The organism is Acinetobacter sp. Marseille-Q1618, from assembly GCF_902809855.1.
Lineage (GTDB): Bacteria > Pseudomonadota > Gammaproteobacteria > Pseudomonadales > Moraxellaceae > Acinetobacter.
Map to the genome: position 1 here is coordinate 1396524 of NZ_CADDWJ010000001.1, position 26232 is coordinate 1422755.

Here is a 26232-nt window from a genome sequence, read left to right on the forward strand (position 1 = left end):
ATTATATTTAAAATTATTTTTTAAATGGAAAAGCATATTTTACAATACGTCCAAGCACTTGACCATACTGTTTAAATAAACTGGCATTGTTATAATTTAAACCATATTTTTCACATACTGCCTGTACTTTTGGTGCCATTTTACGATAGCGACGTGCAGGAATTTCTGGATATAAATGATGTTCAATCTGATGACTTAAATGCCCTGTCAAAATATGAAATGCTTCTGAACCTGTTAAATTCGAAGAACCACGAATCTGGCGCATATACCAATGTCCGCGACTTTCATTTTGGAGTACAGTTTTTGGAAAAACCTCAACATCTTTGGTGAAATGTCCACAAAAAATGATGCTAAATGTCCAAACATTGCGGATACCATTTGCCACTAAATTCCCAGTAAATACAGGTAAAGCAGCAGGCCCAGCGATCAATGGAAAGAAAAAATAGTCTTTAAAAAACTGTTTACCAATTTTTTTCTGTGTTGGTTTCCATTCTTCTTTAAACTGTGCCCAAGTTTTGCGTTTATAAATCAACCTACCAATTTCAAGATTTTGAATTGCTACACCCCATTGGAACAACAAACAAAATGGAACACTGTATAAAGGCTGAAATAAATAACCTGGCTTCCAACGCTGCTCAGGGAAAAGACGCAACAAACCATAACCAATATCATCATCCATACCTTTGATATTGGTATATGTGTGGTGTTTATAGTTATGGGTTTGTCGCCAGTTATCAGATGTTCCGACGATATCCCATTCATAACTTGAGCCATTAAATTTAGGGTCATTCATCCAATCATACTGACCATGCATCACGTTATGACCAAGCTCCATATTTTCCATAATTTTTGCAAAGCTCAACAACCCTGTACCTAACAACCATGCAGGAGGAAACCAACCTGCAAATAAACATGCTCGCCCTAATATGCTGCTATAACGGATAGCGGCATAAACTTTTTTGATGTATTTGGCATCTTTTTCACCCAAATCATCCAGAACTTCTTGTTTAATCGCATCAAGCTCACGTGCAAGTTCATCTAACTCAGACTGCGTTAACTCACGATTTTTAGCATTTTTAAAGTATTCAATTTTCACTGGCATATTCATGTTTTTATACTCGCTTAAATATCAATAATTAAATCGGTTTGCGCTGAATTCACACAGATTCGTAATGAATTCCCTGGTTCGGTATTTTCTAAACCATTGACTAGGTTTTTGGTTGCACCTTGAACTTTATTACATGAACATTTATTGCAAATGCCCATACGGCAACCATGTTGCGGTTGAATATTTTGTTGTTCTAAGCCCACCAAAATCGATTGCCCTTTTGGAATTGCAATGGTTTTATTGCTCTTGGTCAAAGTCACATTAATAAAACCACTTTCATCAGAAATGATTGGCGTTAAACTAAATGCTTCACTTTTAAAGTTTTTAGCCGATGTAAAGAGTTGTTCAGCAGTATTTACAAAACCTGAAGGCCCACAAGCATAAACTGTACTGTTTGCTAAATCTTGAATGAGAGCAAGATGCTGTTGATTGAGTCGAGCATCGCATGGTGCTTCTTGAGTATGAAAAATATGCACTTTAAAATTGGCATGTTTTTGCGCTAAACTTTCAAAATAATTTGCAAATGCTGCATCTGCATGCTGCTTTACCCAATACATTAAAGTGATCGCTTGAGTAGCGACTTGATTTGAATATTCAAGTGCTTTGATCAAACTATACATCGGCGTAATACCACTACCTGCTGCAAGCAAAATGAGTGCTGACTGCTCAGGTGTAACCGTCATATCACCATAAGGCTCGCCAAACTGTAGTACATCACCAACTTTTGCTGTATTACATAACCACTGACTCACCACACCTTGTGCAATTCGTTTTACAGTTAATAAAACATGATGTTGATCAAGTTGCGTCAAACTATAAGTACGTTCATAACGGCGACCAGCAATTTCGACAATAACAGGATGATGTTGCCCTGCTTTCCCCATTTGAAAATGACGATTAACTTTAATTTTTAAACTCACTGTATCAGTCGCAGCAAACTGAATTTCAATGATTTTTCCAAGTGGCTGACTTACTGACCACAATGGGTTGATTTTTTGTAGCCAGAAATTTGCTGCATGTGCATCAAGCACTGACTCAGCAAGTAATTGCACAGGAGATTTTTGCTTTTCAATAGCGTGCATTTTTCGCTCACCATTCATGTGGTTTTTAATTATTATACACATGTATATATATTTGTATATACATATGTATTGTATCTATTCATTTCACTTCTGTAGCTGCATCGGTATAATAGAAATGTATTTTTATTTCTTTGATATTTATGAACTCAAGCGCCGCAATGACTGATCAAACTACTTCTAAGCAAGATACTGAAAATAATCTTGACAAAGTCACTGTGCGCTCAGTAGGTAGAAAAGCCACCATTACCAAAGAAGAGTTATTCCAAGCAGCTTTAAACTTAATTGGTCCACAAAAAAGTATTTCAGCTTTGAGTCTTAGGGAAGTTGCACGAGAAGCAGGTATTGCGCCAAATAGTTTTTATCGACATTTTAAAGACATCGATGAACTTGCTATTGAGTTGATTGATCGCTCAGGTTTAGTGTTACGTCAAATTTTGCATGAAGCACGTTTAAAAGCGGTCAAAAAAGGCAGCATTATCCGCAGTTCTGTTGAGGTTTTTATTGAACAATTAGATGCGGATGAAGGTAATTTAAGTCTTTTATTACGTGAAGGTTATACAGGTTCAATTCAATATAAACGTGCTGTAGACAAGCAACTGGCATTTTTTCAGCAAGAATTACAAGAAGATTTAATCCGCCTTGAAAAATTAAATCGCCACAGACTGATTCACCCTGAGTTAGTGGCAAAAGCCATTACCCAATTGGTCTTTAATATGGGTGCAAAAGTGATCGACCTTCCGACCAATGAACGTAAAGAAGTGGCTGAACAAACCATGATCATGATTCGTATGATTCTTGAAGGTGCAAGACATATGAACGATACTGCTATTCCTTAATATTTTGTTTTGTATATTATTTAAATCTAAGTATGGCTTGTTGAATTATTTTAATAAGCCACAGTTTTGTGCCACATTAATGGCTTTGGTTCGTGAATTTACTTCTAATTTCTGATAAATATTTTTGATATGTACATCCACTGTATATTTAGCAATCGCCAATTGTAGACTGATCTCTTTGCTACTTAAACCCGAAGCAATTAATTTTAAAATCTCAGTTTCTCGATTGGACAATGCCGTTTTATTTTTTAATGGGTTTGGATGTGTTTCTACACCCACAAACTTGTTTAAAATCTCTTTAGCAATGCTCGGGTCAATAATTGCTCCACCTGTTAAAATACTGCGCAATGCGAACATGATCTCCAAATCGTCTCGTTCTTTTAAAACATACCCTGTTGCCCCTGCGCTCAATGCCTGATAAATCATTTCAGTAGTGTTCCATGCCGAAATCACCATTACAGGAATATTGGTTTTGTGTTGTTCTAAACGTAAATAATTTATAAATTCAATGCCATTTCCATCTGGTAGACCTAAATCAACCAGTGCCAATTGCACATTATGTTGTTGAGAATATTGCTTTGCAGTAATCACACTTTGCGCAAATAAAATATCTTTCTTTAGATAACCAAAGGCATATAATAATTTTTCAATTCTTATTTGCACATTCGGATCATCCTCTAAAACCAACACAGGTTTAGCTAAAGGGCAGCTAAGATTAAACATATTTATACCCAAGGTTTTTATTTATTTTATGCAGATCATTTTTAAATAAACATCCCTGAGATTGGGTATTTTTGCTTAATTTTTGACTGTTTTTTTAAGGAAAAGAATACACAATTATTGTGTTAATTAGATGAAATAATCCTCATGATAAAAATTGGAAATAATATTTTGCGATTATTTCCAATTCAGATTTAAGCAAAGCTGTTTTATTGCCAAACGACTTTTTGATTTCTATTCGCCCAGCTTTCGAGTGAATTTTCATATAAAGCTTCAATTTTATTGCGCTTGATTTTCATAGTCGGTGTTAACAAATCATTTTCCATCGTCCATAGATTTTTGATCACTACAATAAAAGCCAACTTTTCATGTGGTTCTAATTGTTGATTCGTTTCAGTGAGAAGATTTGCCAAAGTTTCTTCAATCGGTGCTTTTTGCTGTTTTCCTTCAGCCAAATGTTGACGCATATCTTCGGCTAACATCACGAATGCAACAGGTTGTGGCAAACTCGCACCACCAACACATACAGATTCTATATATTCGTGATTGCCAAGTTTTTGCTCAATTGGAACAGGCATGACATATTTACCTTTTGAAGTTTTAAAAATATCCTTCACTCTTCCGGTAATTTTCAAACGCCCTGTCGCATCAATCTCGCCCATATCCCCTGTACGTAAAAATCCATCAGCTGTTAAATCTTCCGCTGTTTTCTCAGGATTTTTAAAATATCCAAGCATTGTTCCTGGGCTTTTAACTAAAATTTCACCATTTTCAGCAATTTTACAACTCACCCCTATTTGTTCATGCCCAACATAACCTTCTGCGTATTGTCCTGTACGTGTTACATGAGAATAACCGCAATTTTCCGTCATACCATAAACTTCAAGTAGTTCAAGCCCTAAGTTTCGATACCATTTGATAATATCAATCGGTAGCGGTGCTGAACCCGTTAAAGCAAAACGAATATGATTCATACCAAGTTTGGCTAATAATTTCTTCTTTACAAGCTTACCGATCACAGGCAATTTAAATAAAATATTCTGGGTAGACAGTGGAATTTTCTCATTAATTCCCAAATAAAACTTTGTCCATAAACGTGGCACAGAGAAGAAAATCGTAGGTTTGGCTCGATTTAAATCATCTACAAATGTATCTAAATTATTGGCAAAATAAACAGTAAAACCTGCAGCGAGTGAACAGGACTCAATGAACATACGTTCAGCGACATGCGCAAGCGGCAAATAAGACAATGTCCGCTCATTGGAGGTAACCCCAAACGTGTTTGACAATGAATGCGTTGGTCGAGTTAAGGTTGCAAAACTTTGCATCACACCTTTCGGTAAGCCTGTACTTCCTGAAGTATAAATAATCGTAGCTAAATCATTAGCTTGTGGTGGAACTAAAGTTTCAGAAATTTGTGTCTTGGTAACAATCTCATCCCATGTTGGCGCAGAATAATCAGGCGTTAAAGGTAAACGAATACATGGCATATTTTCAGGAATGATATTTTTGACACTATTCCAACTGTCCGCTTTACCATCCAATTTTCCTATAAATAAAAGCTTTGCTTCACTATGTTCTAAAACATAAGTTGCCCCTTCAGCATTCAAGGTTGAATACAGGGGAACAGAAACATGCCCAGCCAGCCAAATAGCCAAGTCTGCAATAATCCAATGCGCACTATTTTTGCCATAAATCGCAATACTGCTATGTGGCGCAAGATTTAAAGACTGTAAATAACTCGCCATCAAGCGAACTTGATGGGCAACTTGCTGCCATGTGTATTCCACTGTTGAACCATCATTTAATGGCTGAACGAGATAGGTTTTATTTGATTGATGTTTCTCCCAATGAAATAAATAATCTATTTGGGTTGCCAACTTTTCCATTTATTTTTCTCTCCATGTTGTTTTTATCTGCTTCAAATCATTTATAAAAAGCAATAAATTGAAGAAAATGATTCTTCAAAGCATCTGGGTATCATCCGCTTATCCTAAGCATTTGATTATAAAAATACCCTTTCATGATTATTATTTATACTATCACGCCTCTTAGAAATATAGTATTTTTTATAAATAAGCTGGATTTTTAATTTTAAAATCTGACACATAAAGCAAAATAAAACACTATAATTTATAAAAACATGCACAGTAACTCACAATTCTCTTTATAAATATCTCCGTATTTTCTTGTTCTAAAATACGATTTGCATTTCATGTTAATTCTACCGATGAACTGTCATTTCACGCCAATGTTGTTTAATATTTAATCACTTATAACAATAATTAAAGCACCGATAAATTGTAAATAAAGATCAATACAATACAGGCAATACAAGGATCGCCAAATTACTCATAGTTCTAACGGTTTTACTGCACGCAGCAAAATAAGGATATCATCATGAATTATCAAAATATTAAGCTGGAATACCATGAACAAATCGCAATATTAACTTTTAATCGCCCACTTTTGATGAATAGTTTGACCGTGGAAATGGCACAAGAGGTTTTAGATGCTTTTGAGCAGATTCGACAAAATGCCGAAATTCATGCATTTATTATTACGGCGCAAGGTAAAGCTTTTTGTTCAGGTGCTGAGATAAACCCTTCATCATTTCAAAATAAAAATCAAACACCTGCTGAATATTTAAACTACCATATGCAACATCATTTTAATGCTTGGATTGAACAGCTTGAAAACTTTCCAATCCCTGTCGTGGTCGCTATGAATGGCATTGCAGCAGGTGCAGGTGTGGGGATTGCTTTGGCAGGTGATATTACCATTGCCGCAGATGAAGCATATTTTATTTTAACTTTTGCACCCAAATTAGGTCTCGTTCCTGATATGGGAACCTCATGGTTTTTGCCCCATTTGATTGGCACAGCCCGTAGTAAAGCGATTACATTATTAGGTGAAAAAGTCAGTGCTCAACAAGCAGAACAATGGGGATTAATTTGGAAATCTGTACCCAAGCTTGAGCTCCTAGATGAAGCTCTTAATATCGCCAAAAAATTAGCGAAATTACCGCCTAAAATCGCACAACATGTGCGCAAAACTTATGCTTATGCAAATGAAAATAACTTACTTGAACAGCTTAACTTCGAAAAAGATTTACAATGCCAACTGATTCAAACGCCAGCCTTTTTTGAAGGTGTCATCGCTTTTGCTGAGCGGCGTGAACCAATTTTTAAAGGCTAAAACTAAAAACTGCATTTTCTAATGATAATGCAGTCGAGTCTTTTAATATTTTCAAAAATCAATCGAAAAGTAATTTAAAAGCAATACTCCACATAATCAACGCAATAATAACGTCCAAAATTTTCCATGCTTTTGCTTGCTGGAAAATAGGTTGCAATAAACGTGCACCAAAACCCAAACTAAAGAAAAATACAAATGACGCTGTCATTGCACCAAAAGCGAAATACATTTTTGCAGCTGCATATTGGGTAGAAATTGAACCCAGTAAGATAACAGTATCTAAATACACATGTGGATTTAGCCACGTTAATGCTAAACATATGCTCAATATTTTCCATATATTTTGTTGTTTTGCTTCACCTGCGAACAATGTTTGTGACTGGGTCAAAGCCGTATAAAAATGTTGTGCACCATATACCAATAAAAAGGTTGCACCAAAGTATTTGGCAATATTCAAGATTTGTGGATAGTTTTGAATAACATGCGCAAAACCAGTTACACCCAATAAAATTAAAATTGCATCAGATGTAGCACAAAGCAAACAGACCCAAAATACAAATTGCTTTTTTAAGCCTTGTTTCAGGACAAAGGCGTTTTGTGCGCCAATCGCTACAATTAAGCTCATCCCGATAGCAAATCCAGAAATAAATGCCTGCATTTTTCATCTTCAATATCGAAAAAGCTATTATCTAAATTTATAAATTAAAATAAATTATTCTTAAAAAATATTAGTTAAACTTAGTTTTTCTTAGTTTAAGTCTATCATTGGTATGGCACTACACAGTAAACAAAGTGAAGCTTTCTTAGCTGTCGCTGAAACAGGGAGTTTTGAATTAGCCGCAGAAAGGTTAAATATTACTGCCTCTGCCGTGACGCTTCGAGTACAAACTTTAGAAAAACAATTGGGACAAGTACTGATTTTAAGAGAACGTCCTTGTCGTGTGACGCAAATCGGAAAAGAACTTTTACAACACCTACAACATACCCACTTCATGGAGCAAAACTTATTACAAAATTTTCAAGGCAGAGCAACAACATCGCTATTTTATAAATTAAAAATTGCCACCAATGCCGATTCATTGGCAACGTGGTTATTGCCGACTTTACAAAAATCAGTGCTACAACAACATATTTTATTGGAATTAAAAATTGACGATCAAACACAAACCCATCACTTGCTTGAAGCTGGTTTAGTGAATGCATGTATTTCTACAGAAAAGAATGCCATGAAAGCTTGTGTTGCTCAGACATTGGGAAAAATGACATATCGCATGGTTGCAAGTCAGGCATTTTATCAACAATATTTTAAAGAAGGTATTTCACGTGAAATTTTAAAGCATGTGCCTGCTGTAATTTTTAATGAAAAAGATCAACTGCATCATACGATTTTAACGCAACACTTTGGATTAACTGAGGGGATGTTTCCATATCACAGTGTCCCCTCTTCTACAGCATTTATGGATTCGATTTTATTGGGCTTTGGTTATGGCATGTTGCCTGAATTTCAAATCGAAAATCGTATAAAGAATGGTGAATTAGTTGAAATCATGCCATTTGCAGAAACTGCAATAGCACTGTACTGGCATCATTGGAAGCAACAGTCGCCACAACTTGAAGATTTAACCCAGCATCTGATTAAACACACACAACATGCACTGAATACAAGCCCATGATATTATTAAATAATCTTGTCAAACTTAAGATTTAAAGCTCAATATTTGATGTGTCCTGATTTTTAAATTTATCTTGGAGTTTTCGATAATAGTCTGTTTGTTGGAATTTTTCTAAGAAATCAATCGTTGCTAAAGGAAATTCAGCCTTTTTGATCTCTCCACGAAAATAAGCTTCTCGTAATGGAGTTGCAGAAATTGAGCCATTTAAACTTTCTAATTCCAACATTTCCCATTCAGGAAAAAGTTGTAAATAATACGAAGATTCATCTTTAAAATGTCCAATTAGCCCCACTTTATCTTGTGCTGTAACCACTTCAGCCACCAAAGATTTGACCAATTTTACCCATTTCACATCATTATAAACATCAATCACATGCACAAAATGAATACGTTTTTGTTTTTCTTCTGAAAAGTTAGCAAGAATCATTTGCTCACGTTCTGCTGCACTAAATGGATTTTTGATATTACGTTCATTTTGGGCAGAGCCTAATGCTAAGATGATATGCTGACTGTGTTGTAACGCAATGTTTATCGTTTGCATATGCGCCAAGTGAAAAGGCTGAAAACGACCAATATAAACGAGATAATCAAAACGATATTGCATCTTAGTTCCAACTTTTTATGAACTGACCAGTTGCGTCTACATCTAAAATATGCGACATAATGGCGTTATAAAAATCCAATTAATTTTAAAGCAAGGATAGTACGATGACCCTCAGTTGTATTCAACAGCCTCATCCACATTTAAATGCAAATTTAGACAATGGGATTCTAACTTTAGCGATTAATCGTCCTGAAGCAAAAAATGCATTATATGGTGAGCTGTATTTGTGGATTGCTCAGGCATTAGATGAAGCAGACAAAGAAGATGCTGTACGTAATGTAATTTTACGTGGTGAAGCTGGTGATTTTACTGCAGGCAACGACATGCAGGACTTTTTAGAAAGTGCTCAGAAACCTTTAGATCGTAAAGCAGGCATGAACCCTCCTTTTGTTTTGCTCAAATCTGCAGCACGTTTTTCTAAACCGCTGATTGTTGCTGTGCGTGGTGTTGCCATTGGTATTGGTGTTACCATTTTATTGCATGCTGACCTTGTCTATAGTGACAATACTGCGCTGTTCCAAATGCCATTTGTTAGCTTAGGTTTATCTCCTGAAGGCGCTGCGACACAGCTTTTAGTACAGCAAGCGGGTTATCATAAAGCAGCGGAGTTGATCTTCACTGCACAAAAATTTAATGCAGAAAAAGCACTTTCTACAGGCTTAATTAATGAAATTGTGGAAGATAGTTATGCACATGCTGAAGCTCAAGCTCGCCATTTGGCAACATTACCACTGGCATCACTTAAACAAAGTAAAGCATTAATGAAGCATAATTTAGAACAAATTATTGAATGTGTAGACCATGAAGCTGAAGTATTTATGTCGCGCGTAAAATCACCTGAAATGGCTGAAGCTGTTGCTGCATTTATGCAAAAACGCAAACCTGACTTTTCTCAATTTCATTAATTAATCTCTATTTAGGTCAGCCACTGAGTAATCACTATTCGGTGGTTTTTTATTTTATATTTTCTTAAATTTTATTTTGAGGCTGGTTGTGATGTCACAAGAAACTACAAAGAAACGTTATTATGAGCCTGCACCACAGGATATCGATGTCGATAACTTTAAAAAGGTTATTCAAAGTCGTCGTTCTGTGCGTAAATTTACCGAAACACAAATTCCTGCTGAAATTTTAGATGAATGTTTAGACTTAGCTTTACTTGCCCCAAACTCTTCCAACCTACAACCGTGGACATTTTATGTCGTTCAATCTGCACCACAGAAAAAGCAACTGGTAAAAGCCTGTTTAAGTCAATTGGCTGCAAAAACAGCGGCTGAGCTGATCGTGTGTGTTGCACGTACTGATCGTGTGGATGAAATGTCGAAACGCAATATCAGTGAATTTCCTTTGCCAGAAGTACCATCCATTGTGCAAAAATATTATAAATACATTCCTTATAACTATAAAACAGGCTACTTCAATGCCCTAGGTAATTTTAAGAAAGTTGCTTTCAAAGTTGCCCGTACACTGAATAAACAATTGCCTGTTACTGCATTCACGCCAGCAGATGCACAATTATGGGCAAGTAAAACTACAGCATTGGCATGTGAAAATCTCGTGTTAGCTTTACGTGCTTATGGTTTTGATAGTTGTATGATGGAAGGTTTTGATGAACCAATGGTTCGTAAGATTTTGAATTTAAATGATCAACAATATCCAATTATGGTGATTGGTGCTGGTGAACGTGCCAAAGATGGCGTGTTTTTACCGCAGTATCGCTTTGATCGTGATTTATTTATTCAAAAAGTTTAAAACCAATTCAGTACTTTCTCCCTTTGAGGGAGAGAGTACTTTTTAATCAATCTCAAAAATCTGAATAAACTCAAAAGCAGGCTCTTCATAAGGATGGCTTGCTTTTAAAGCCTGTGCGACCTGAACCGCTTTTTCCTTATGGACAATGGTTTCCACACGCCATTCGAGTATTTGTTCCAAATTATCCAATTCACCGATGAATGGATTTGCACCTTTCACGGGTTTAAATTGACCTGTACCCAAAACCTGCCAAGCACAATGTTCATAATTTCCGATACCGCCTGCGCCTGCTGCAAATATTGCGTTTTTTGTAGTTTCTAAATGTGATTCTGGAACGTAATAAATCAGTTTGAGCATGACATTTCTCACCGAAAAATAAATTTTATGATTAATGATCTTATACAGGATTTAATACTTAGGCTATTTTAAATAGTCTGAAAATTAATAACACGACTTAGTGTCATTAATACATCAAGTTGATCGAAAGGCAAATATATCCAAGAACTTAATCTTAAAATAACAAAATAAAAAAGAGCGCCTAAGCACTCTTTTTCAAATCTCAAAAATTACTCATCAGCATCATTATCCATAGAATCAGTATCACCTTCATCCATGATTGTTTCATCACCAACAAGTTTTTCATTATCCACTAATGCTTCACCATCAACAGTAACTTCAACTGAATCAATGATTTCCTCATCTTCTTCAACCGCGTCAATCGCTTCAACACCGACTAATGTCTCATCATCACCCAAACGGATCAAACGAACACCTTGCGCATTTCGACCTGTTTGTGCAATTTCAGAAGCACGAGTACGTACCAAAGTACCGCCATCAGAAATTAACATCACTTCTTTGGTCACATCGATTGCAACTGCACCGACCAACTCTCCGTTACGTTCAGATGTTTTGATCGCAATCACACCTTTACCGCCACGTTTCTTAGTTGGGAAGTCATCGACTGGGGTACGTTTACCATAACCATTTGCAGAAGCGCACAGCACTTCTCCAGTTTCAGGTACAACAACCAATGATACGATACGACTAATAAATGCTGAATCTGTAGACTCATCATCATCCGAATCTACATCAGTTTCATCTTCTTCCGCTTGTGCCACTGCAAGTGTTACACGCATACCACGGACACCTTTTGCGGTACGTCCCATCACACGTGCATCAGTTTCAGAGAATCGAATTGCTTTACCTTCATTTGAGAACAACATGATTTGCTGTTCGCCATCAGTAATTGCAACACCGATCAAAGTATCTTCTTCTTTCAGTTCAATCGCACGTAAGCCATTTGCACGAACATTACCAAATTGTTCGAGTTCAACACGCTTCACTGTACCTGACGCAGTTGCCATAAACACATAGAAGTTTTTGCGAACACTTTCAACACGTTCTGCAAACTCAGCGATTAAATCATCTTGCACATCAGTTGTAGAAAGTTCTAATCCAATTTCTTTCAGTTGCTTACGAAGAGCATCAGATAAATCATCTGGATTTTCACCTAATTCAGCGAATGCAACTTTCAATGCTTCATAATGTGCTTCAATGATGGCATTTTCACGCAGTTTTTCTACGTTTGAACGCACAAAATTTCTGAACTCAGCTAAACGTTCTGTAAATTTCTTCGGTGCATCAATCACAGGTAAAATCGCTGTAATCGTTTCATCTGCTTCTAATGGTAATAAATTCACCATTGGACGACCTTTGGCACCACGAGAAGCTTGCGGCACTTCAAACACTTTCAAGCGATAAACTTTACCGACATTGGTAAAACACAATACTGTTGCGTGGTTTGATGTCACAATAAGATGTTGAATATAATCATCTTCTTTCATCGAAGTCGCAGATTTACCACGACCACCACGACGTTGTGCAGCATAGTCGGATAATGGTTGAGTTTTTGCATAACCTGTTTTAGAAACAGTAAGTACAACTTGCTCTTCTGGAATTAAATCTTCACGTGAAAAATCAATACGTGATTCAACAATTTCTGTGCGACGTGCATCGCCATATTGTTGCAAAATCAACGCCAACTCTTCTTTAATCACACCCATCAACAAATTAAAGTCATTTAAAATCGCTGTAAGTTCAGCAATTTGACCTAGAATTTCTGAATATTCTGCTTGTAACTTATCTTGTTCAAGCCCCGTTAAACGATGCAAACGTAATTCTAAAATCGCACCCACTTGTGCAGGTGATAAACGGTAAATTTCACCCTCTAAACCAAATGGACGATTTGGATCTTCACCCTCAATCTCATCTGGACGTACTGAAATCGCACCCGCTTTTTCAAGCAATGCCACCACATTTCCACCTGCCCATTCACCCGCAAGTAAGCGTTCACGCGCTTCTTGTGGATTCGCAGATGTCTTAATGGTCTCGATAATGTCATCGATATTGGCTAAAGCAACCGTCAAACCTTCTAAGATATGACCACGTTCACGTGCTTTACGCAATTCAAACATCGTACGGCGTGTCACAACTTCTTGACGGTGACGAATAAACGCCGCAATGATGTCTTTCAAATTCATTAACTTAGGCTGACCATTATCCAGACAGACCATGTTAATGCTAAAAGAGTTTTCAAGCTGCGTATTTAAGAATAGATTATTAACAATAACTTCTGCATTTTCGCCACGTTTTAAGTCGATGGCAATTCGCATACCTTCTTTATCTGACTCATCACGTAACTCAGAAATCCCTTCCAGTTTTTTCTCTTTCACCAACTCAGCAATACGTTCGATAGTTTTTGCTTTATTGACTTGATATGGAATTTCCGTAAATACAATCGTAGTACGACCAGTTTTTTGATCTTCTTCAAAATGGTATTTACCACGAATATGTAAACGACCTTTACCGGTACGATAGGCATCTACAATGCCTGATTTACCATAAATAATACCGCCCGTAGGGAAATCTGGACCTGAAATATATTCCATCAATCCTTCGATACTAATATTTGGATTATCAGCATAGGCTAAACACGCATTCACAACTTCGGTCATGTTATGCGGTGCCATATTGGTTGCCATACCAACGGCAATCCCTGCTGCACCATTGATCAGAAGGTTTGGAATACGAGTCGGCATCACTTGGGGAATACGTTCAGAACCGTCGTAGTTATCTTCCCAATCGACTGTATCTTTTTCTAAATCAGCTAAAATCTCATGCGTGAGTTTGCGCATACGGACTTCGGTATAACGCATTGCCGCAGCGCTATCACCATCCACTGAACCGAAGTTACCTTGACCATCCACCAACTGATAACGCAAACTAAAATCTTGCGCCATACGAACAATGGTTTCATAAACAGCTGAGTCGCCATGTGGGTGGTATTTACCGATCACATCACCAACTACACGGGCAGATTTTTTATACGCTTTGTTATAGTCGTTACCCAGCTCGTGCATAGCGAAAAGCACACGACGATGAACAGGCTTTAGACCATCGCGTACATCTGGTAATGCACGTGAGACAATAACGCTCATCGCATAGTCTAGATATGAGTGCTTGAGTTCATCCTCAATGGCAATCGGTCTAGTTTCCGATACGCTCATGCATACTCCTTATTTCAAGCAACCAAGTTACTCGATTTATATCGTCAATCTTGCAAAAAATTTGACCTAAAAATATAAGTCAAAATCTAAAATTCAGCCGAAAATTATAGCACAAAAACTTCCATTTTTGTGGCTTAAAATACAGCTAAATCTTGTTAAATTTATAGATATAAGCGTCTATTTATTCACCGATTTCAACTTTATAGACAACATACGAAGAACAAAGTAAAAAGACAGCGAAAATTATTTGAAAATTCATGTTTTAATTTTTTCTTTATCATTATTTTTAGATCTAATATTTTCTTTATAAAATGCACTTAATTGTTTTATTGTATTTTTATGCTTAGAAAAATCTGATTAACCTTCCAAATTATAAAAATAATTTAGAAGGTCTTTAAGATGCTGAGATGCAATTATGGTTTGTTTATTTCAGTTTTTAGATCATTCACTTTCACCCAAACTTGAGTGCGTCCTAACATAGAAACCCCAACAAATCCTCTTAAACGAAAACGTCGCCCCTCTGCAATTAACTGTCCTTTTCCTTCAAATATTTTTCCACTTTTTGCTTCTAAAACTTTACCATGAATAAAATTATTTGGCTTTTTAGGATCTTCAACAAAACCAGATAAAATCTGCATACCGACAAGTGGCTTATTTTTATATGGTTCAGGACATTTAACACAATGTGTCAGCGTTGCACCATTTGGTGTTGCAAAACGATGAACAATAAAACCACCATAAGTTCCATCCTCCATTTTTTTAATCTCAATAATCGACAATGCTTCCCCTGTACGATCATCCACACTTTTCCAATACCCTGCTAATGAACTTGCATAAGCCTGTGTTAAAGCCCCGATTCCCAACAAAGCAATTAACCCGATTTTTTTTAAAATATTCTGTTTCATCTTATATCCTATAAGAATTATGTACCCTTCCTCACTGGAAGTAAGATTCATATTACGTGTACCTTAATAAAATACAATTGTTATTTTTAAAATAATCTACTGATAAGGCTTAATATTTTTAAATAATAAAATAATATTCATCTAATTTTTATCTAAATTTAGCTTCAAGTTTTAATATTAATTTTCACTAACAATTAAATGATAAAAATAAATTCATGCGCAAAAGAGCATACAAGAATCAATATGAATGTTCCAAATAGTCGATATTTATGGATGAGAATTACCCATAATATCAATTATCGATACCACAAAAATGATCATTGCCCATAAAATAAAAAATAATACTTTTTTATTTCTCAAGGGCGATTCAACATTTCTATCTTGTGCTTTTAACGTTTTTTCTTGTACTGAGATCAGTAATTTTCTTAGATTATTTTTATTTTTGGTTTTGTTCTCTTTATTATTCGGAAGATTTTCATTCGTTAATTGATGCTGATTTGAATTTGAACCTTGGTTTAGTTTTATATTTGAATCTTGTTTAAAGCTATGTGGTTTTTGAGTTTCACGTCGAATTGAAGATTGGACGTATTGACTACCCGTAAAATCATCAAAAGATTTCTGATGCTTTAAGCGTACACCACAGATGCCACATCTAACCGCCTCATTGATATTTTCAGCATAACACTTGTGACATTTCATTGTATTTATCCTCTTTTGATGTTCACAGAAGTTTTCAATCCAATTTTCTTAAAATATTTTCTCTATCAAAAATCAATCGATACAAGAAAGTGAGAATCAAAGCGACCAGTCCAAAAAGTACATAAACAACAATTAAAGAGTATTCCTAATAAATCCACACCACCATCCAATGACTCTAATGTAGACAATATTTTAGACCGATCTTTTCTAAAAGTATCTCCCAGTAAAAGGCATGCTATCTGCTATCTGCTATACAACCAAATATTATACTCAGTATTGAATGAACAATCATACCGAAGCGGTCATCCACCATATTCATTCTCATGGTATAGACCATTCCGAGCATAATCGCACTCATAAGCAAGGCTGACTGAAAACGATGATTCTTTTAAAAATATGGTCTTGTGTGAATTTTAAATTCATTTTCATTTTTATCATTTATTTTTAATAAATCAATATACATAAAAAATGCCCCTAATTTCTTAGGAGCGTCTTTTTTGAAACTTAAATTTCAGAATTAAAGTTTAGAAACCAATTCTGGAACTACAGTATTCAAATCACCAACTAACCAGTAGTCAGCAACAGCATTGATTGGCGCTTCTTCATCTTTGTTAATCGCAACGATCACTTTAGAATCTTTCATACCTGCCAAATGCTGAATTGCCCCAGAAATACCTACAGCGATATATAGATCAGGTGCAACGATTTTACCTGTTTGACCAACTTGCATATCGTTTGGAACGAAACCAGCATCAACCGCAGCACGTGAAGCACCTTGTGCAGCACCAAGCTTGTCAGCAAGTGGATCAAGTACTTTATGGTAGTTTTCACCAGAACCTACACCACGACCACCAGAAACAACGATACGTGCAGCAGTTAATTCTGGACGTTCAGATTTCACGATTTCTTCGTTAATAAACTTAGAAATACCCGCATCACCTGTAGATGTTGTTGCTTCAACCGCAGCAGAACCACCTTCAGCAGCAACAGCATCAAATGCAGTACCACGAACAGTTGCAACAACAACTGGCTCAGAAGATTCTACAGTTGCAATTGCGTTACCAGCATAGATTGGACGTTTAAAAGTTTTAGCACCTTCAACAGCGATGATGTCAGTAATCATACTTACATCTAATAGTGCAGCAGCACGTGGAAGAATGTTCTTACCTGTAGTTGTAGAAGCAGCAAGGATATGGCTATAACCTTTTCCTAATTCTGCAACAAGTTTTGCTACATTTTCAGCCAATTGGTTTGCATAAGCTGGATCGTCAGCAAGCAATACTTTGCTTACACCTGAAACTTTAGCAGCTTGATCAGCAACAGCTTGTGCACCTGAACCTGCAACTAGTACAGTGATATCACCACCGATTTTTTGAGCCGCAGCAACAACGTTTAATGTTGCACCGTTAAGTGCTTTATTGTCGTGCTCAGCGATAACTAAAATACTCATGATTTTATCCTTCTGTATTAGATCACTTTCGCTTCATTTTTTAATTTTTCTACAAGCTCATCAACAGATTTCACTTGTACGCCAGCTTTACGTTCTGCAGGTGCCTCAACTTTAACTGTTTTAAGTTGAGTTGCTGGAGAAACGCCATAATCAGCAGGAGACTTAGTATCAAGCGGTTTCTTACGTGCTTTCATGATGTTTGGAAGCGCAGCATAACGTGGCTCATTCAAACGTAAGTCAGTTGTGATGATCGCAGGAAGACCAAGCTCAACAGTTTGTAAACCACCGTCAATTTCACGAGTCACTTGAACTTTGTCGCCTTCAACTTTCACTTCTGATGCGAAAGTACCTTGACCAGCATTTAACAATGCACCAAGCATCTGACCCACTTGGTTAGAGTCGTCATCGATTGCTTGTTTACCCAAAAGGATGAGTTGTGGTTGTTCTTGTTCAACAACACCTTTTAAGATTTTAGCAACTTCTAAAGCACCTAGTTGGCTTTCATCAGCTTCAACTAAGATACCACGGTCTGCACCCAATGCCATCGCAGAACGGATTTGTTCTTGTGATTCTTTAGCACCAATCGAAACCACTACGATTTCAGAAACAGTTCCTTTTTCTTTTAAGCGAACCGCTTCTTCCACTGCGATTTCATCGAATGGGTTAATTGACATTTTAACGTTAGTAAGGTCTACCCCACTATTGTCCGGTTTAACGCGAACTTTAACGTTGGCATCAACCACACGTTTTACAGCAACAAGAGCCTTCATGTAATCCTCGGCTGTTTTAGCAAAAGTAAATGTTAAGAAGAGTTATAATAACCCTTCATTTAAAATTATTTAGGTGTCCTATTTGGCATTTCGGTCAAGTCACAATTCACCAAAGTGATGTAAAAAAGCGTAAAAATAGTTGAACGCACAGTTCAAAATATTTTTTACAAATGCTTCTATTTATTAAAATTATTATTTAACATTTATTAATATATTGATTTTATTAAATAAAATTATAAAATAATTCTCAAGGAGTTTTTAAAGATTTAACAGCCATAAATTAAAATCTATTTTTTTTCGCTAAAATTTATTGATGCCATATATCAAGAAATGTCATTTAAGATATAAGACCAAAAATAATTACTTTTTTTTACGTTTATTCACAATTTTAGTTTTAGATTAAGATTAATTCCAAGATAAATAAACCAATAAATTTTAAAATTTGAATGAGAAGATAAGTATTTCTGCGCTTATAAAATACAGACCACTCAACAACTCAAATGTGAATATAACTTTTCAAAGGGTAATAAATCTACTCAAACCGTATTTTAAAATACTATCCATAAAAAACAGGCGATTGCCTGTCTTTTAACGCTTTAACGCTTACCCATCGAACGACGTGTACCACGAGGTGGCATCCATGTCCGATCTGCATATTGTTGTGGTTTTGGGCGCATGCCCTCCACATCTTCATCAGCAGGCTTCGCATCATTGGCTTGTTTCACTGGGAAAGGTAACTTTGCCACAGCTTTTTTCTTGGGCGTATTTTGGGTGCTCATCAGATTCACTCAATTTTAACTGCACATATTGTACGAAAATTTATGCCTTGATGCGAGTTCTCACGCTATTTATATAGCCTGTTTGTATTTTATTGATACATTAATTTTTGATTTTCGTGATTTTTTGGTGAATTTGCTTAGATTTTACGCGACCAACTCGGAATTTTTAAGCTATTATGGTGTGCTTTTTTATTTTTAATCCCCATAAGAAGGAATACTGCCGTGGACGTACGTCTCTCTGATCGTGTAAATGCCATCAAACCGTCCCCTACTCTTGCTGTAACCAATAAAGCTGCTGAATTAAAAGCTGCTGGCAAGAATGTTATTGGCTTGGGCGCTGGTGAACCTGATTTCGACACCCCACAACACATCAAAGATGCAGCAATTGCAGCAATTAATAACGGTTTTACCAAATACACTGCTGTTGACGGTACGCCTGGGCTTAAAAAAGCAATCATTGCGAAATTAAAACGTGATAACAACTTAGAATACGCTGCAAACCAAATCTTGGTGTCTTGTGGTGGTAAACAATCATTCTTTAACTTGGCGCTTGCTTTGTTAAACAAAGGTGATGAAGTAATCATTCCTGCACCTTATTGGGTAAGTTATCCAGATATGGTGATCATCGCTGAAGGTGTTCCAGTAATTGTTAAATGTGGCGAAGAACAACGCTTCAAAATCACCCCTGAACAACTCGAAGCTGCAATCACAGACAAAACACGTTTAGTAGTTTTAAATAGCCCATCTAACCCGACAGGTATGATTTATACCAAAGCTGAACTTGAAGCTTTGGCTGAAGTACTTCGTAAATATCCAGAAGTTCTAGTTGCTTCTGATGATATGTACGAACCAATCCGTTGGGATGACGAATTCTATAACATCGCAACTGTTGCACCTGATCTTTATGACCGTGTAATTGTTTTAAATGGTGTATCGAAAGCTTATGCAATGACTGGCTGGCGTATCGGCTATGCAGCAGGTCCTGCAAAACTCATCGGTGCGATGAAAAAAATCCAATCTCAATCAACTTCAAACCCAACTTCTATTTCACAAGTTGCTGCTGAAGCTGCATTGAATGGTCCTCAAGACGTACTTCAACCAATGATTGAAGCATTCAAACGTCGTCATGACTTGGTTGTAAATGGTTTGAATGACATCAAGGGCATCACTTGCCTTCCTGCTGATGGTGCATTTTATGCTTATGCGAATATCCGTCCATTGATTCGTGCTAAAGGTTTAAAATCTTGCACAGAATTTTCTGCATGGTTATTGGAAGAAACTGGTGTTGCAGTTGTTCCCGGTGATGCATTTGGTTTAGGTGGTTATATGCGTATTTCTTATGCGACTGCTGACGAAGTGTTGGTTGATGCACTTGCACGTATCAAAAAAGCGGCTGATTCAATCAAAGGCGTGGATGCTGCGATTGCATCTATCGAAGCTGAGAAATAATCTACACTAAAAAATAGATATGAAAAGCCTACAAATTATTGTGGGCTTTTTTATAATTTAAATATCATATAACCCCCAGTAAACCTCTGTATTAGGAGTACAGAAAAAACCTTCAAAGGGATAAATCTCTAAAATTTTTTCAATAATTTCTTTAGAAGAACATAAAAATGTACATTGGCTATCCCAATGAGTAGCAAATAAAATCTTGTGATCTTCTGTATAATTACAGTGATGAGTTTGTTGAGAAGCTAATAATTCTTCTAAATTATAAAGGGTTGCTGGATGATAAGAAAACTCATCTACTTGCCAAAGTTTAGTATAATTCAATTTATGCAAACACTTGAGAATTGCATCCGAAAGAAAAGGTGAAATTATTCCTGTTGCATCAGGATAAAGAATCCTATTATCTATAAATAAGCGCTCTAATTCCAAAGCATAATTTTCATTAGCAACATCTTTATTTAAAGCACCAAATAATGTCCTTAATCCAATATCTATTTGAGAAAAATTCTGAAATTTAGTTAATTTTATGACTTCTCGCCATGAAACAGACTCACAACCTTCACGTAGCTCTTGATCAGTTGGCCAATTATCATTATTTATTGACTCCAAATCCATACTGATTCCTCGGTAGAATGGATGAAGCATAATATAAACAGCCTCAAAATATCCTTTATAATATTCTAGAATCTTTCCATCCTGAGGGTTAGAGGCGTAAATTTCAGGGATTAATACGCTATTTCTATTCATTCTCTATCTTCTTCTTATTATTGCTTGATGCTGAAAAAATCACCAAAAGAATACCACATAAAACTAGCACAGATGAAAATATGATTCTCCAGCCAATCATTTCCCCAATAAAAAGTGAGCCACCCATAATAGATAAACACGGTACACTCAGCTGAACAGTACTTGCAGTAATCCGATCAATATACTTTAAAATCGAATACCACAACACATAAGCTCCACTTGATGCCAGCCCACCTGAAATAATTGCTAAAATAATTCCTTGTGAACTCACGTGTATATTTTCAATAAAAAATAAACTAAAGATCAAAACTAAAGGTAAAGCGATGATAAAATTACTATAAGTACTGACTAAAGGATTAGCTGCCCCCTTACCTGAAATACTATATGCTGCCCATGCCAGACCAGAGATCAGCATAATCACGGAATACATCAAGTTTGGTGCGCTTGCCCCAGGTAACAATAAAACAATGATGCCGATAATTGCTAACAATAAACCGCTACCACTTTTTAAATTCAGCCGCTCACCATGTAACAATCCATAAATAACCATCGTGAGTTGAACTGTACCGAAAAGGATTAATGCACCTACCCCTGCATTAATTTTGACATATGCCAATGAAAAAGCAGCAACATAAACTGCTAAGAAAAAACCATGCTTTATATTCCAATTTAGTTTTAACTTTTGCTTAAGACGATAATTTGTAATAGCAAATAAAATACTTAGCACAATCACGCCACTTAATACGCGTACCACACTAAAACTCATTGGGTCGATTTGATTTTGTGCCAAAGCTAACCGACACAAAACAGAATTTGCAGCGAAAGCAAGCATCGCCAATGCAATCTTATAGTTCATCCTTAAACATTCTCATGCAAATTTTATTTTAAATATCACATGATTCGTTTTAACTTGCTCTGAAAAAATACGCAAATATTCTTTTATCTCATATCTTATATAAGGTCTTAAATAGTTTTAGTTATTCAATTTTCTTTCAGTTGTTTATACATCGCACTACATGATCAACTGAATAATGTCCCCATTCTGAAAGTGCTTCAATAAATAGATTGAGTTCGGATATTTCAAAATGGCTGATCAACATATAACAAGCAGAGCCAGAAACTTTATAACTTTTTTCAACTTGTAGATATGTTTTTAAAAACTCTTCAAAAGCTGAGAATTGGTTATTTTCCATCATGATGCGAATAAATTGTGTTGCGGAGTAATTGATTTTTATTGTGTATTTTTCAATTACATTTAGATCAATTAATCGTTGAATTCTTTGACCAACAGCTTGTCCTGTTCGATGTACTTGTGTACCTATATCCTTATGACTTAGTCTAGAATCTAACTGAAGAATATTTAAAATTTTTAGATCAATTGCATCTAATTCTAACATTTTTATCCTCAAAACTTTCAAATTGAAAGTTGTATTTTATAAAGTCTTTCATTACTGACTGTGCAATGAATCTAGCATTGTTTAAGGTTATAACAACTTAAATTAATGAGAATCTAAAATGAATCAGACAGCATTACTAATAATCGATGTACAAAATGATTATTTTACAGATGGAAGAATGGCACTGTTTCAGCCTGAAAAAGCGCTTACCAACATTTCTATTTTGGAAAAGGAATTTCAATTAAGCAATGCACCTATCATTTATATCCAACATATTTTTGCTGAAATTCCTGCGCCATTTTTTGAAAAAAATACTGAAGGTGTAAAGTTACACCCAAATTTAGCTGTTCAAGATCATTCGTTTATTGTTGAAAAAGCATTCCCAAATAGCTTCTTTCAAACAAACTTACAAGCCATACTCAGCCATTTAGGTATTCAAAAACTTGTTATTACAGGCATGATGACACATATGTGTGTAGATGCTACTACACGCGCCGCAGCAGAATTAGGTTATCAGTCCATCGTGATTTCGGATGCAACTGCTACGCGAAATTTAAGTTATGCAGATCGAACTGTTCAAGCTCTTGATGTGCAAACATCCTTTCTTTCTGCATTTCAAATGTTTGCTCAAGTTCACAGCACTGCATCTTATTTATCAACATTGATATCATCAGAAAAGCAATAAGCTTGCGAAAACTTAAAAATCTCAGTGCATGAAGAAATTGAACGTGCTAAAATAAGAGAAATCGGGTGTGCTCCCGATTTTTTTATGCGGATTACTTCCGCGCTGACAGGATTTAGGTTTACAACATGCCCATTTCAGAGACATGGTTATTACCTGATGGTGTAGCTGATGTATTACCAGAGCAAGCGCAAGTAATTGAAACCTTGCGCCGTAACGCTTTAGATTTCCTCGCTTCTCGAGGTTATCAATTGGTGTACACACCGTTTATCGAATACATCGAATCTCTCTCTTCTCTTTCAGAATCGAATCAAGATTTAGACTTAGCCACTTTTAAAGTCATCGACCAATTGACAGGTCGTTTACTTGGTGTGCGTGCCGATATGACACCGCAAGTGGCTCGTATTGATGCGCATGTACATCCAGTAGAAGGTGTAGCTCGTTACTGCTATGCAGGAACAGTACTTCATACAAAACCACAAGGTTTTAATACCACACGTGCGCCTTTGCAACTTGGCGCAGAATTGTTTGGTTCAGACAGCATTGACGCTGACGTTGAAATGATCGACGTAATGCTGAGTTTGATCGAAACAGCAAACTTAGTTGAGGGTGTCCATTTAGATTTAGGACATGTCGGTTTGTTCCGTAGCTTGGTTAAACATGCTGACTTGAATAAAACCACCGAACGTCGACTTTCAGATTTATATCAACGTAAAGCTTTACCAGAACTGGCTGAATTTACCAAAGAATTAAAATTTGGTTCGGACTTCTATGCTTTGGGTCGTTATGCAAGTGATTTAACTGCATTACAAAGCAATTTAAGTGCTGAAATTCTACAAGACCAAGCATTTAAGCAAGCCTTCAACGCACTCGCAACCACACAAGTAGAAATTCAAGCACGTTGGCCAAATCTTCACATCGGCATCGATGTCGTAGAACTTCGCTCATATCATTATCACACAGGTTTAATGTATGCAGTCTACGCACCAAATCGTGCTGCACCGTTGGCTCAAGGTGGTCGTTATGATGGTATTGGTGAACATTTCGGTCGTGCGCGCCCTGCAACAGGTTTCTCATGTGACTTATATGCTTTGTGTGCAGGTCAATTTCAAGCGATTGAGCAAATTGTTGCGCCCAAAGGTACAGATGCAGCATTGTTGGCTGCAATTGCACAAGTACGTCGCAATGGTCTGAGCGTAATCCAGTTATTAGGTGAAGATGATTTAACTTCAATTCCCAATGCAACGCATCAATTATTGAATGTTGCAGGTGAATGGAAAGTCGAAAAAATTTAATCGCTTTATGCCAGTGTTCATGTCATTGGTATGAGGTTTTCAATTTTAACAGCATGATGTAATGAGGCTATTATGGGCAAAAGTGTTGTGGTACTCGGTACCCAATGGGGCGACGAAGGTAAAGGTAAAATCGTTGACCTGCTCACAGATCAAGCAGCTGCGGTAGTTCGCTATCAAGGTGGACATAACGCAGGTCATACACTTGTCGTGGGTGGTAAGAAAACAGTTCTTCACCTCATTCCATCTGGTATTTTACGTGAAAACGTACTGTGCTTAATTGGAAATGGTGTAGTACTTTCACCAGAAGCGTTGATCAAAGAAATGGACATTCTTGAAAAAGAAGGTGTTCCAGTTCGTGAACGTTTACGTATTTCACCAAACTGCCCATTGATTCTTCCGCACCACATTGCATTAGACCAAGCACGTGAGAAAAAACGTGGTAATGCGAAAATTGGTACAACAGGTCGTGGTATCGGTCCAGCCTATGAGGATAAAGTTGCACGTCGTGCAATTCGTGTGGCTGACTTGGTTCGTGGTGGCGAACATCTTAAAGCACAACTTGAAGAGTTACTTGAGTACCATAACTTCCAGTTAACTCAATTCTTTGGTGTTGAAGCGGTTAAAGTTGAAGACGTACTTGCACTTTGTGACCAATGGCGTGAAGTGGTTAAACCTTTAGTTCTTGATGTGATTACGACATTGCACGACTATCGTAAAGATGGTGCTAATATCATGTTTGAAGGTGCGCAAGGTTCATTACTTGACGTTGACCATGGTACATATCCGTATGTGACTTCATCTAACACGACTGCAGGTGGCGTAAGCTCTGGTTCAGGTTTAGGTCCATTACATCTTGATTATGTACTAGGGATCACTAAAGCCTATACCACACGTGTCGGTGCTGGCCCATTCCCAACTGAGTTGGTCTATGACGCAGCAAATGATGTCGGTGATGCGATTGGTAAGCATTTAGGTACTGTGGGTGCTGAATTTGGTGCTTCTACAGGTCGTCAACGTCGTTGTGGTTGGTTCGATGCTGAAATTTTACGTCGTTCAGTTGATGTAAACTCACTTTCAGGAATTTGCTTAACTAAACTAGATGTATTAGATGGTTTAGAAGAAGTAAAAATCTGTGTGGGTTATGAAGCTGCAGATTGTGGTTGTGAAGGCTCTACAGATGCGCTTGCATTTGAAACTTTAAAACCGATCTACGAAACTATGCCAGGTTGGTCAGAGTCTACTTTTGGTGCAAAATCATTAGAGCAATTACCACAAAATGCAATCAACTATGTAAAACGTTTAGAACAATTGATCGAGTGTCCTATCGACATTATTTCAACTGGCCCTGACCGTGATGAAACGATTATTTTACGTCATCCTTTTGATGCTTAATAAATAATTAACTTCTAAAAAGAGTCTCATTATGAGGCTCTTTTTTGTTTTTAAAATGGGTTTAAAAACTCACGACTAAAGTTAGCTTTAACAAGACTTATATCCCATCCATAGGCTTGTTACAA

General features: G+C 36.6%; 25 protein-coding genes. 9 read left to right on the forward strand and 16 right to left on the reverse strand.

The window, feature by feature from the left end:
- Positions 1-13: 13 nt before the first annotated feature.
- On the reverse strand, positions 14-1108 hold the full coding sequence (locus HUS24_RS06605) for an acyl-CoA desaturase (RefSeq protein WP_173911263.1): 1095 nt from the start codon (positions 1106-1108) through the stop codon (positions 14-16).
- A 14-nt stretch (positions 1109-1122) separates the two neighbouring features.
- A complete protein-coding gene (locus HUS24_RS06610) occupies positions 1123-2190 on the reverse strand; it encodes a ferredoxin reductase (protein ID WP_173911264.1) in 1068 nt (355 codons plus the stop codon).
- Positions 2191-2348: 158 nt separating this feature from the next.
- Between HUS24_RS06610 and fabR the strand changes: the two genes are divergently transcribed.
- Entirely contained in the window at positions 2349-3026 is a 678-nt protein-coding gene (gene fabR / locus HUS24_RS06615) for an HTH-type transcriptional repressor FabR (protein ID WP_254433810.1), read from the forward strand.
- A 45-nt stretch (positions 3027-3071) separates the two neighbouring features.
- Here the strand turns inward: fabR and HUS24_RS06620 are convergent, their stop codons facing one another.
- Complete coding sequence (locus HUS24_RS06620; protein WP_173911266.1) at positions 3072-3749, reverse strand: response regulator transcription factor; 678 nt, start codon at positions 3747-3749, stop codon at positions 3072-3074.
- Positions 3750-3955: 206 nt separating this feature from the next.
- Positions 3956-5635 carry an AMP-binding protein gene (locus HUS24_RS06625; protein ID WP_173911267.1) on the reverse strand — a complete coding sequence of 560 codons (1680 nt, stop codon included), beginning with the start codon at positions 5633-5635 and terminating at the stop codon, positions 3956-3958.
- A 511-nt stretch (positions 5636-6146) separates the two neighbouring features.
- Here HUS24_RS06625 and HUS24_RS06630 point away from each other — a divergent pair.
- Positions 6147-6944, forward strand: coding sequence for an enoyl-CoA hydratase-related protein (locus HUS24_RS06630; RefSeq protein ID WP_173911268.1), 798 nt, complete (start codon positions 6147-6149; stop codon positions 6942-6944).
- Positions 6945-7002: 58 nt separating this feature from the next.
- Here HUS24_RS06630 and HUS24_RS06635 read toward each other — a convergent pair whose 3' ends face one another.
- On the reverse strand, positions 7003-7602 hold the full coding sequence (locus HUS24_RS06635; RefSeq protein ID WP_173911269.1) for a LysE/ArgO family amino acid transporter: 600 nt from the start codon (positions 7600-7602) through the stop codon (positions 7003-7005).
- 112 nt (positions 7603-7714) lie between these two features.
- On the opposite strand from HUS24_RS06635, the gene HUS24_RS06640 reads away from it, so the two are divergent.
- On the forward strand, positions 7715-8617 hold the full coding sequence (locus tag HUS24_RS06640; RefSeq protein ID WP_173911270.1) for a LysR family transcriptional regulator ArgP: 903 nt from the start codon (positions 7715-7717) through the stop codon (positions 8615-8617).
- A 31-nt stretch (positions 8618-8648) separates the two neighbouring features.
- Here HUS24_RS06640 and HUS24_RS06645 read toward each other — a convergent pair whose 3' ends face one another.
- A complete protein-coding gene (locus tag HUS24_RS06645) occupies positions 8649-9221 on the reverse strand; it encodes a nicotinate-nicotinamide nucleotide adenylyltransferase (RefSeq protein WP_173911271.1) in 573 nt (190 codons plus the stop codon).
- A gap of 104 nt (positions 9222-9325) precedes the next feature.
- Here HUS24_RS06645 and HUS24_RS06650 point away from each other — a divergent pair, with 104 nt between their 5' ends.
- Complete coding sequence (locus HUS24_RS06650) at positions 9326-10126, forward strand: enoyl-CoA hydratase-related protein (RefSeq protein WP_173911272.1); 801 nt, start codon at positions 9326-9328, stop codon at positions 10124-10126.
- Positions 10127-10217: 91 nt separating this feature from the next.
- Positions 10218-10973, forward strand: coding sequence for a nitroreductase family protein (locus HUS24_RS06655; protein WP_173911273.1), 756 nt, complete (start codon positions 10218-10220; stop codon positions 10971-10973).
- 42 nt (positions 10974-11015) lie between these two features.
- Here the strand turns inward: HUS24_RS06655 and HUS24_RS06660 are convergent, their stop codons facing one another.
- The 7 genes from HUS24_RS06660 to HUS24_RS06690 form a co-directional block, all read right to left on the reverse strand.
- Entirely contained in the window at positions 11016-11330 is a 315-nt protein-coding gene (locus HUS24_RS06660; protein WP_173911274.1) for an NGG1p interacting factor NIF3, read from the reverse strand.
- 209 nt (positions 11331-11539) lie between these two features.
- Positions 11540-14539, reverse strand: a complete 3000-nt coding sequence (gene gyrA, locus HUS24_RS06665) for a DNA gyrase subunit A (RefSeq protein WP_173911275.1) — start codon at positions 14537-14539, stop codon at positions 11540-11542.
- 413 nt (positions 14540-14952) lie between these two features.
- Positions 14953-15444 (reverse strand): DUF2147 domain-containing protein, encoded by a 492-nt coding sequence (locus tag HUS24_RS06670; protein WP_173911276.1) that lies wholly within the window; start codon positions 15442-15444, stop codon positions 14953-14955.
- 267 nt (positions 15445-15711) lie between these two features.
- The gene (locus HUS24_RS06675; RefSeq protein ID WP_173911277.1) at positions 15712-16143 is read right to left on the reverse strand and encodes a hypothetical protein; all 432 of its coding nucleotides are present in this window, start codon (positions 16141-16143) and stop codon (positions 15712-15714) included.
- Between the two features lie 517 nt (positions 16144-16660).
- On the reverse strand, positions 16661-17593 hold the full coding sequence (locus HUS24_RS06680; protein WP_173911278.1) for an FAD-binding protein: 933 nt from the start codon (positions 17591-17593) through the stop codon (positions 16661-16663).
- Positions 17594-17610: 17 nt separating this feature from the next.
- Positions 17611-18363 (reverse strand): electron transfer flavoprotein subunit beta/FixA family protein, encoded by a 753-nt coding sequence (locus tag HUS24_RS06685; protein ID WP_065994844.1) that lies wholly within the window; start codon positions 18361-18363, stop codon positions 17611-17613.
- Positions 18364-18959: 596 nt separating this feature from the next.
- A complete protein-coding gene (locus tag HUS24_RS06690; RefSeq protein WP_173911279.1) occupies positions 18960-19142 on the reverse strand; it encodes a hypothetical protein in 183 nt (60 codons plus the stop codon).
- Between the two features lie 222 nt (positions 19143-19364).
- Here HUS24_RS06690 and HUS24_RS06695 point away from each other — a divergent pair, with 222 nt between their 5' ends.
- A complete protein-coding gene (locus HUS24_RS06695) occupies positions 19365-20591 on the forward strand; it encodes a pyridoxal phosphate-dependent aminotransferase (RefSeq protein WP_173911280.1) in 1227 nt (408 codons plus the stop codon).
- Between the two features lie 57 nt (positions 20592-20648).
- On the opposite strand, the gene HUS24_RS06700 is transcribed toward HUS24_RS06695, so the two are convergent.
- The 3 genes from HUS24_RS06700 to HUS24_RS06710 form a co-directional block, all read right to left on the reverse strand.
- Positions 20649-21341: a DUF2711 family protein gene (locus HUS24_RS06700; RefSeq protein WP_173911281.1), complete on the reverse strand. Its 693-nt coding sequence runs from the start codon at positions 21339-21341 to the stop codon at positions 20649-20651.
- Complete coding sequence (locus HUS24_RS06705) at positions 21334-22197, reverse strand: DMT family transporter (RefSeq protein WP_173911282.1); 864 nt, start codon at positions 22195-22197, stop codon at positions 21334-21336. The genes HUS24_RS06700 and HUS24_RS06705 overlap by 8 nt, the downstream gene beginning before the upstream one ends.
- A gap of 136 nt (positions 22198-22333) precedes the next feature.
- Positions 22334-22738, reverse strand: a complete 405-nt coding sequence (locus tag HUS24_RS06710; protein ID WP_173911283.1) for an AsnC family transcriptional regulator — start codon at positions 22736-22738, stop codon at positions 22334-22336.
- Between the two features lie 118 nt (positions 22739-22856).
- Between HUS24_RS06710 and HUS24_RS06715 the strand changes: the two genes are divergently transcribed.
- The 3 genes from HUS24_RS06715 (at position 22857) to HUS24_RS06725 (ending at position 26107) form a co-directional block, all read left to right on the forward strand.
- Positions 22857-23423 carry a cysteine hydrolase family protein gene (locus tag HUS24_RS06715; protein ID WP_173911284.1) on the forward strand — a complete coding sequence of 189 codons (567 nt, stop codon included), beginning with the start codon at positions 22857-22859 and terminating at the stop codon, positions 23421-23423.
- 125 nt (positions 23424-23548) lie between these two features.
- Complete coding sequence (locus tag HUS24_RS06720) at positions 23549-24715, forward strand: ATP phosphoribosyltransferase regulatory subunit (RefSeq protein WP_173911285.1); 1167 nt, start codon at positions 23549-23551, stop codon at positions 24713-24715.
- Between the two features lie 72 nt (positions 24716-24787).
- Entirely contained in the window at positions 24788-26107 is a 1320-nt protein-coding gene (locus tag HUS24_RS06725; RefSeq protein WP_173911286.1) for an adenylosuccinate synthase, read from the forward strand.
- Positions 26108-26232: the final 125 nt, after the last annotated feature.

Excerpts from the sequence above, each read along its gene's own strand:
- HUS24_RS06605 (WP_173911263.1), bottom strand. The coding sequence starts at position 1,108 with ATGAATATGCCAGTGAAAATTGAATACTTTAAAAATGCTAAAAATCGT.
- HUS24_RS06610 (WP_173911264.1), bottom strand. The coding sequence starts at position 2,190 with ATGCACGCTATTGAAAAGCAAAAATCTCCTGTGCAATTACTTGCTGAG.
- fabR (WP_254433810.1), top strand. The coding sequence starts at position 2,349 with ATGACTGATCAAACTACTTCTAAGCAAGATACTGAAAATAATCTTGAC.
- HUS24_RS06620 (WP_173911266.1), bottom strand. The coding sequence starts at position 3,749 with ATGTTTAATCTTAGCTGCCCTTTAGCTAAACCTGTGTTGGTTTTAGAG.
- HUS24_RS06625 (WP_173911267.1), bottom strand. The coding sequence starts at position 5,635 with ATGGAAAAGTTGGCAACCCAAATAGATTATTTATTTCATTGGGAGAAA.
- HUS24_RS06630 (WP_173911268.1), top strand. The coding sequence starts at position 6,147 with ATGAATTATCAAAATATTAAGCTGGAATACCATGAACAAATCGCAATA.
- HUS24_RS06635 (WP_173911269.1), bottom strand. The coding sequence starts at position 7,602 with ATGCAGGCATTTATTTCTGGATTTGCTATCGGGATGAGCTTAATTGTA.
- HUS24_RS06640 (WP_173911270.1), top strand. The coding sequence starts at position 7,715 with ATGGCACTACACAGTAAACAAAGTGAAGCTTTCTTAGCTGTCGCTGAA.
- HUS24_RS06645 (WP_173911271.1), bottom strand. The coding sequence starts at position 9,221 with ATGCAATATCGTTTTGATTATCTCGTTTATATTGGTCGTTTTCAGCCT.
- HUS24_RS06650 (WP_173911272.1), top strand. The coding sequence starts at position 9,326 with ATGACCCTCAGTTGTATTCAACAGCCTCATCCACATTTAAATGCAAAT.
- HUS24_RS06655 (WP_173911273.1), top strand. The coding sequence starts at position 10,218 with ATGTCACAAGAAACTACAAAGAAACGTTATTATGAGCCTGCACCACAG.
- HUS24_RS06660 (WP_173911274.1), bottom strand. The coding sequence starts at position 11,330 with ATGCTCAAACTGATTTATTACGTTCCAGAATCACATTTAGAAACTACA.
- gyrA (WP_173911275.1), bottom strand. The coding sequence starts at position 14,539 with ATGAGCGTATCGGAAACTAGACCGATTGCCATTGAGGATGAACTCAAG.
- HUS24_RS06670 (WP_173911276.1), bottom strand. The coding sequence starts at position 15,444 with ATGAAACAGAATATTTTAAAAAAAATCGGGTTAATTGCTTTGTTGGGA.
- HUS24_RS06675 (WP_173911277.1), bottom strand. The coding sequence starts at position 16,143 with ATGAAATGTCACAAGTGTTATGCTGAAAATATCAATGAGGCGGTTAGA.
- HUS24_RS06680 (WP_173911278.1), bottom strand. The coding sequence starts at position 17,593 with ATGAGTATTTTAGTTATCGCTGAGCACGACAATAAAGCACTTAACGGT.
- HUS24_RS06685 (WP_065994844.1), bottom strand. The coding sequence starts at position 18,363 with ATGAAGGCTCTTGTTGCTGTAAAACGTGTGGTTGATGCCAACGTTAAA.
- HUS24_RS06690 (WP_173911279.1), bottom strand. The coding sequence starts at position 19,142 with ATGAGCACCCAAAATACGCCCAAGAAAAAAGCTGTGGCAAAGTTACCT.
- HUS24_RS06700 (WP_173911281.1), bottom strand. The coding sequence starts at position 21,341 with ATGAATAGAAATAGCGTATTAATCCCTGAAATTTACGCCTCTAACCCT.
- HUS24_RS06705 (WP_173911282.1), bottom strand. The coding sequence starts at position 22,197 with ATGAACTATAAGATTGCATTGGCGATGCTTGCTTTCGCTGCAAATTCT.
- HUS24_RS06710 (WP_173911283.1), bottom strand. The coding sequence starts at position 22,738 with ATGTTAGAATTAGATGCAATTGATCTAAAAATTTTAAATATTCTTCAG.
- HUS24_RS06715 (WP_173911284.1), top strand. The coding sequence starts at position 22,857 with ATGAATCAGACAGCATTACTAATAATCGATGTACAAAATGATTATTTT.
- HUS24_RS06720 (WP_173911285.1), top strand. The coding sequence starts at position 23,549 with ATGCCCATTTCAGAGACATGGTTATTACCTGATGGTGTAGCTGATGTA.
- HUS24_RS06725 (WP_173911286.1), top strand. The coding sequence starts at position 24,788 with ATGGGCAAAAGTGTTGTGGTACTCGGTACCCAATGGGGCGACGAAGGT.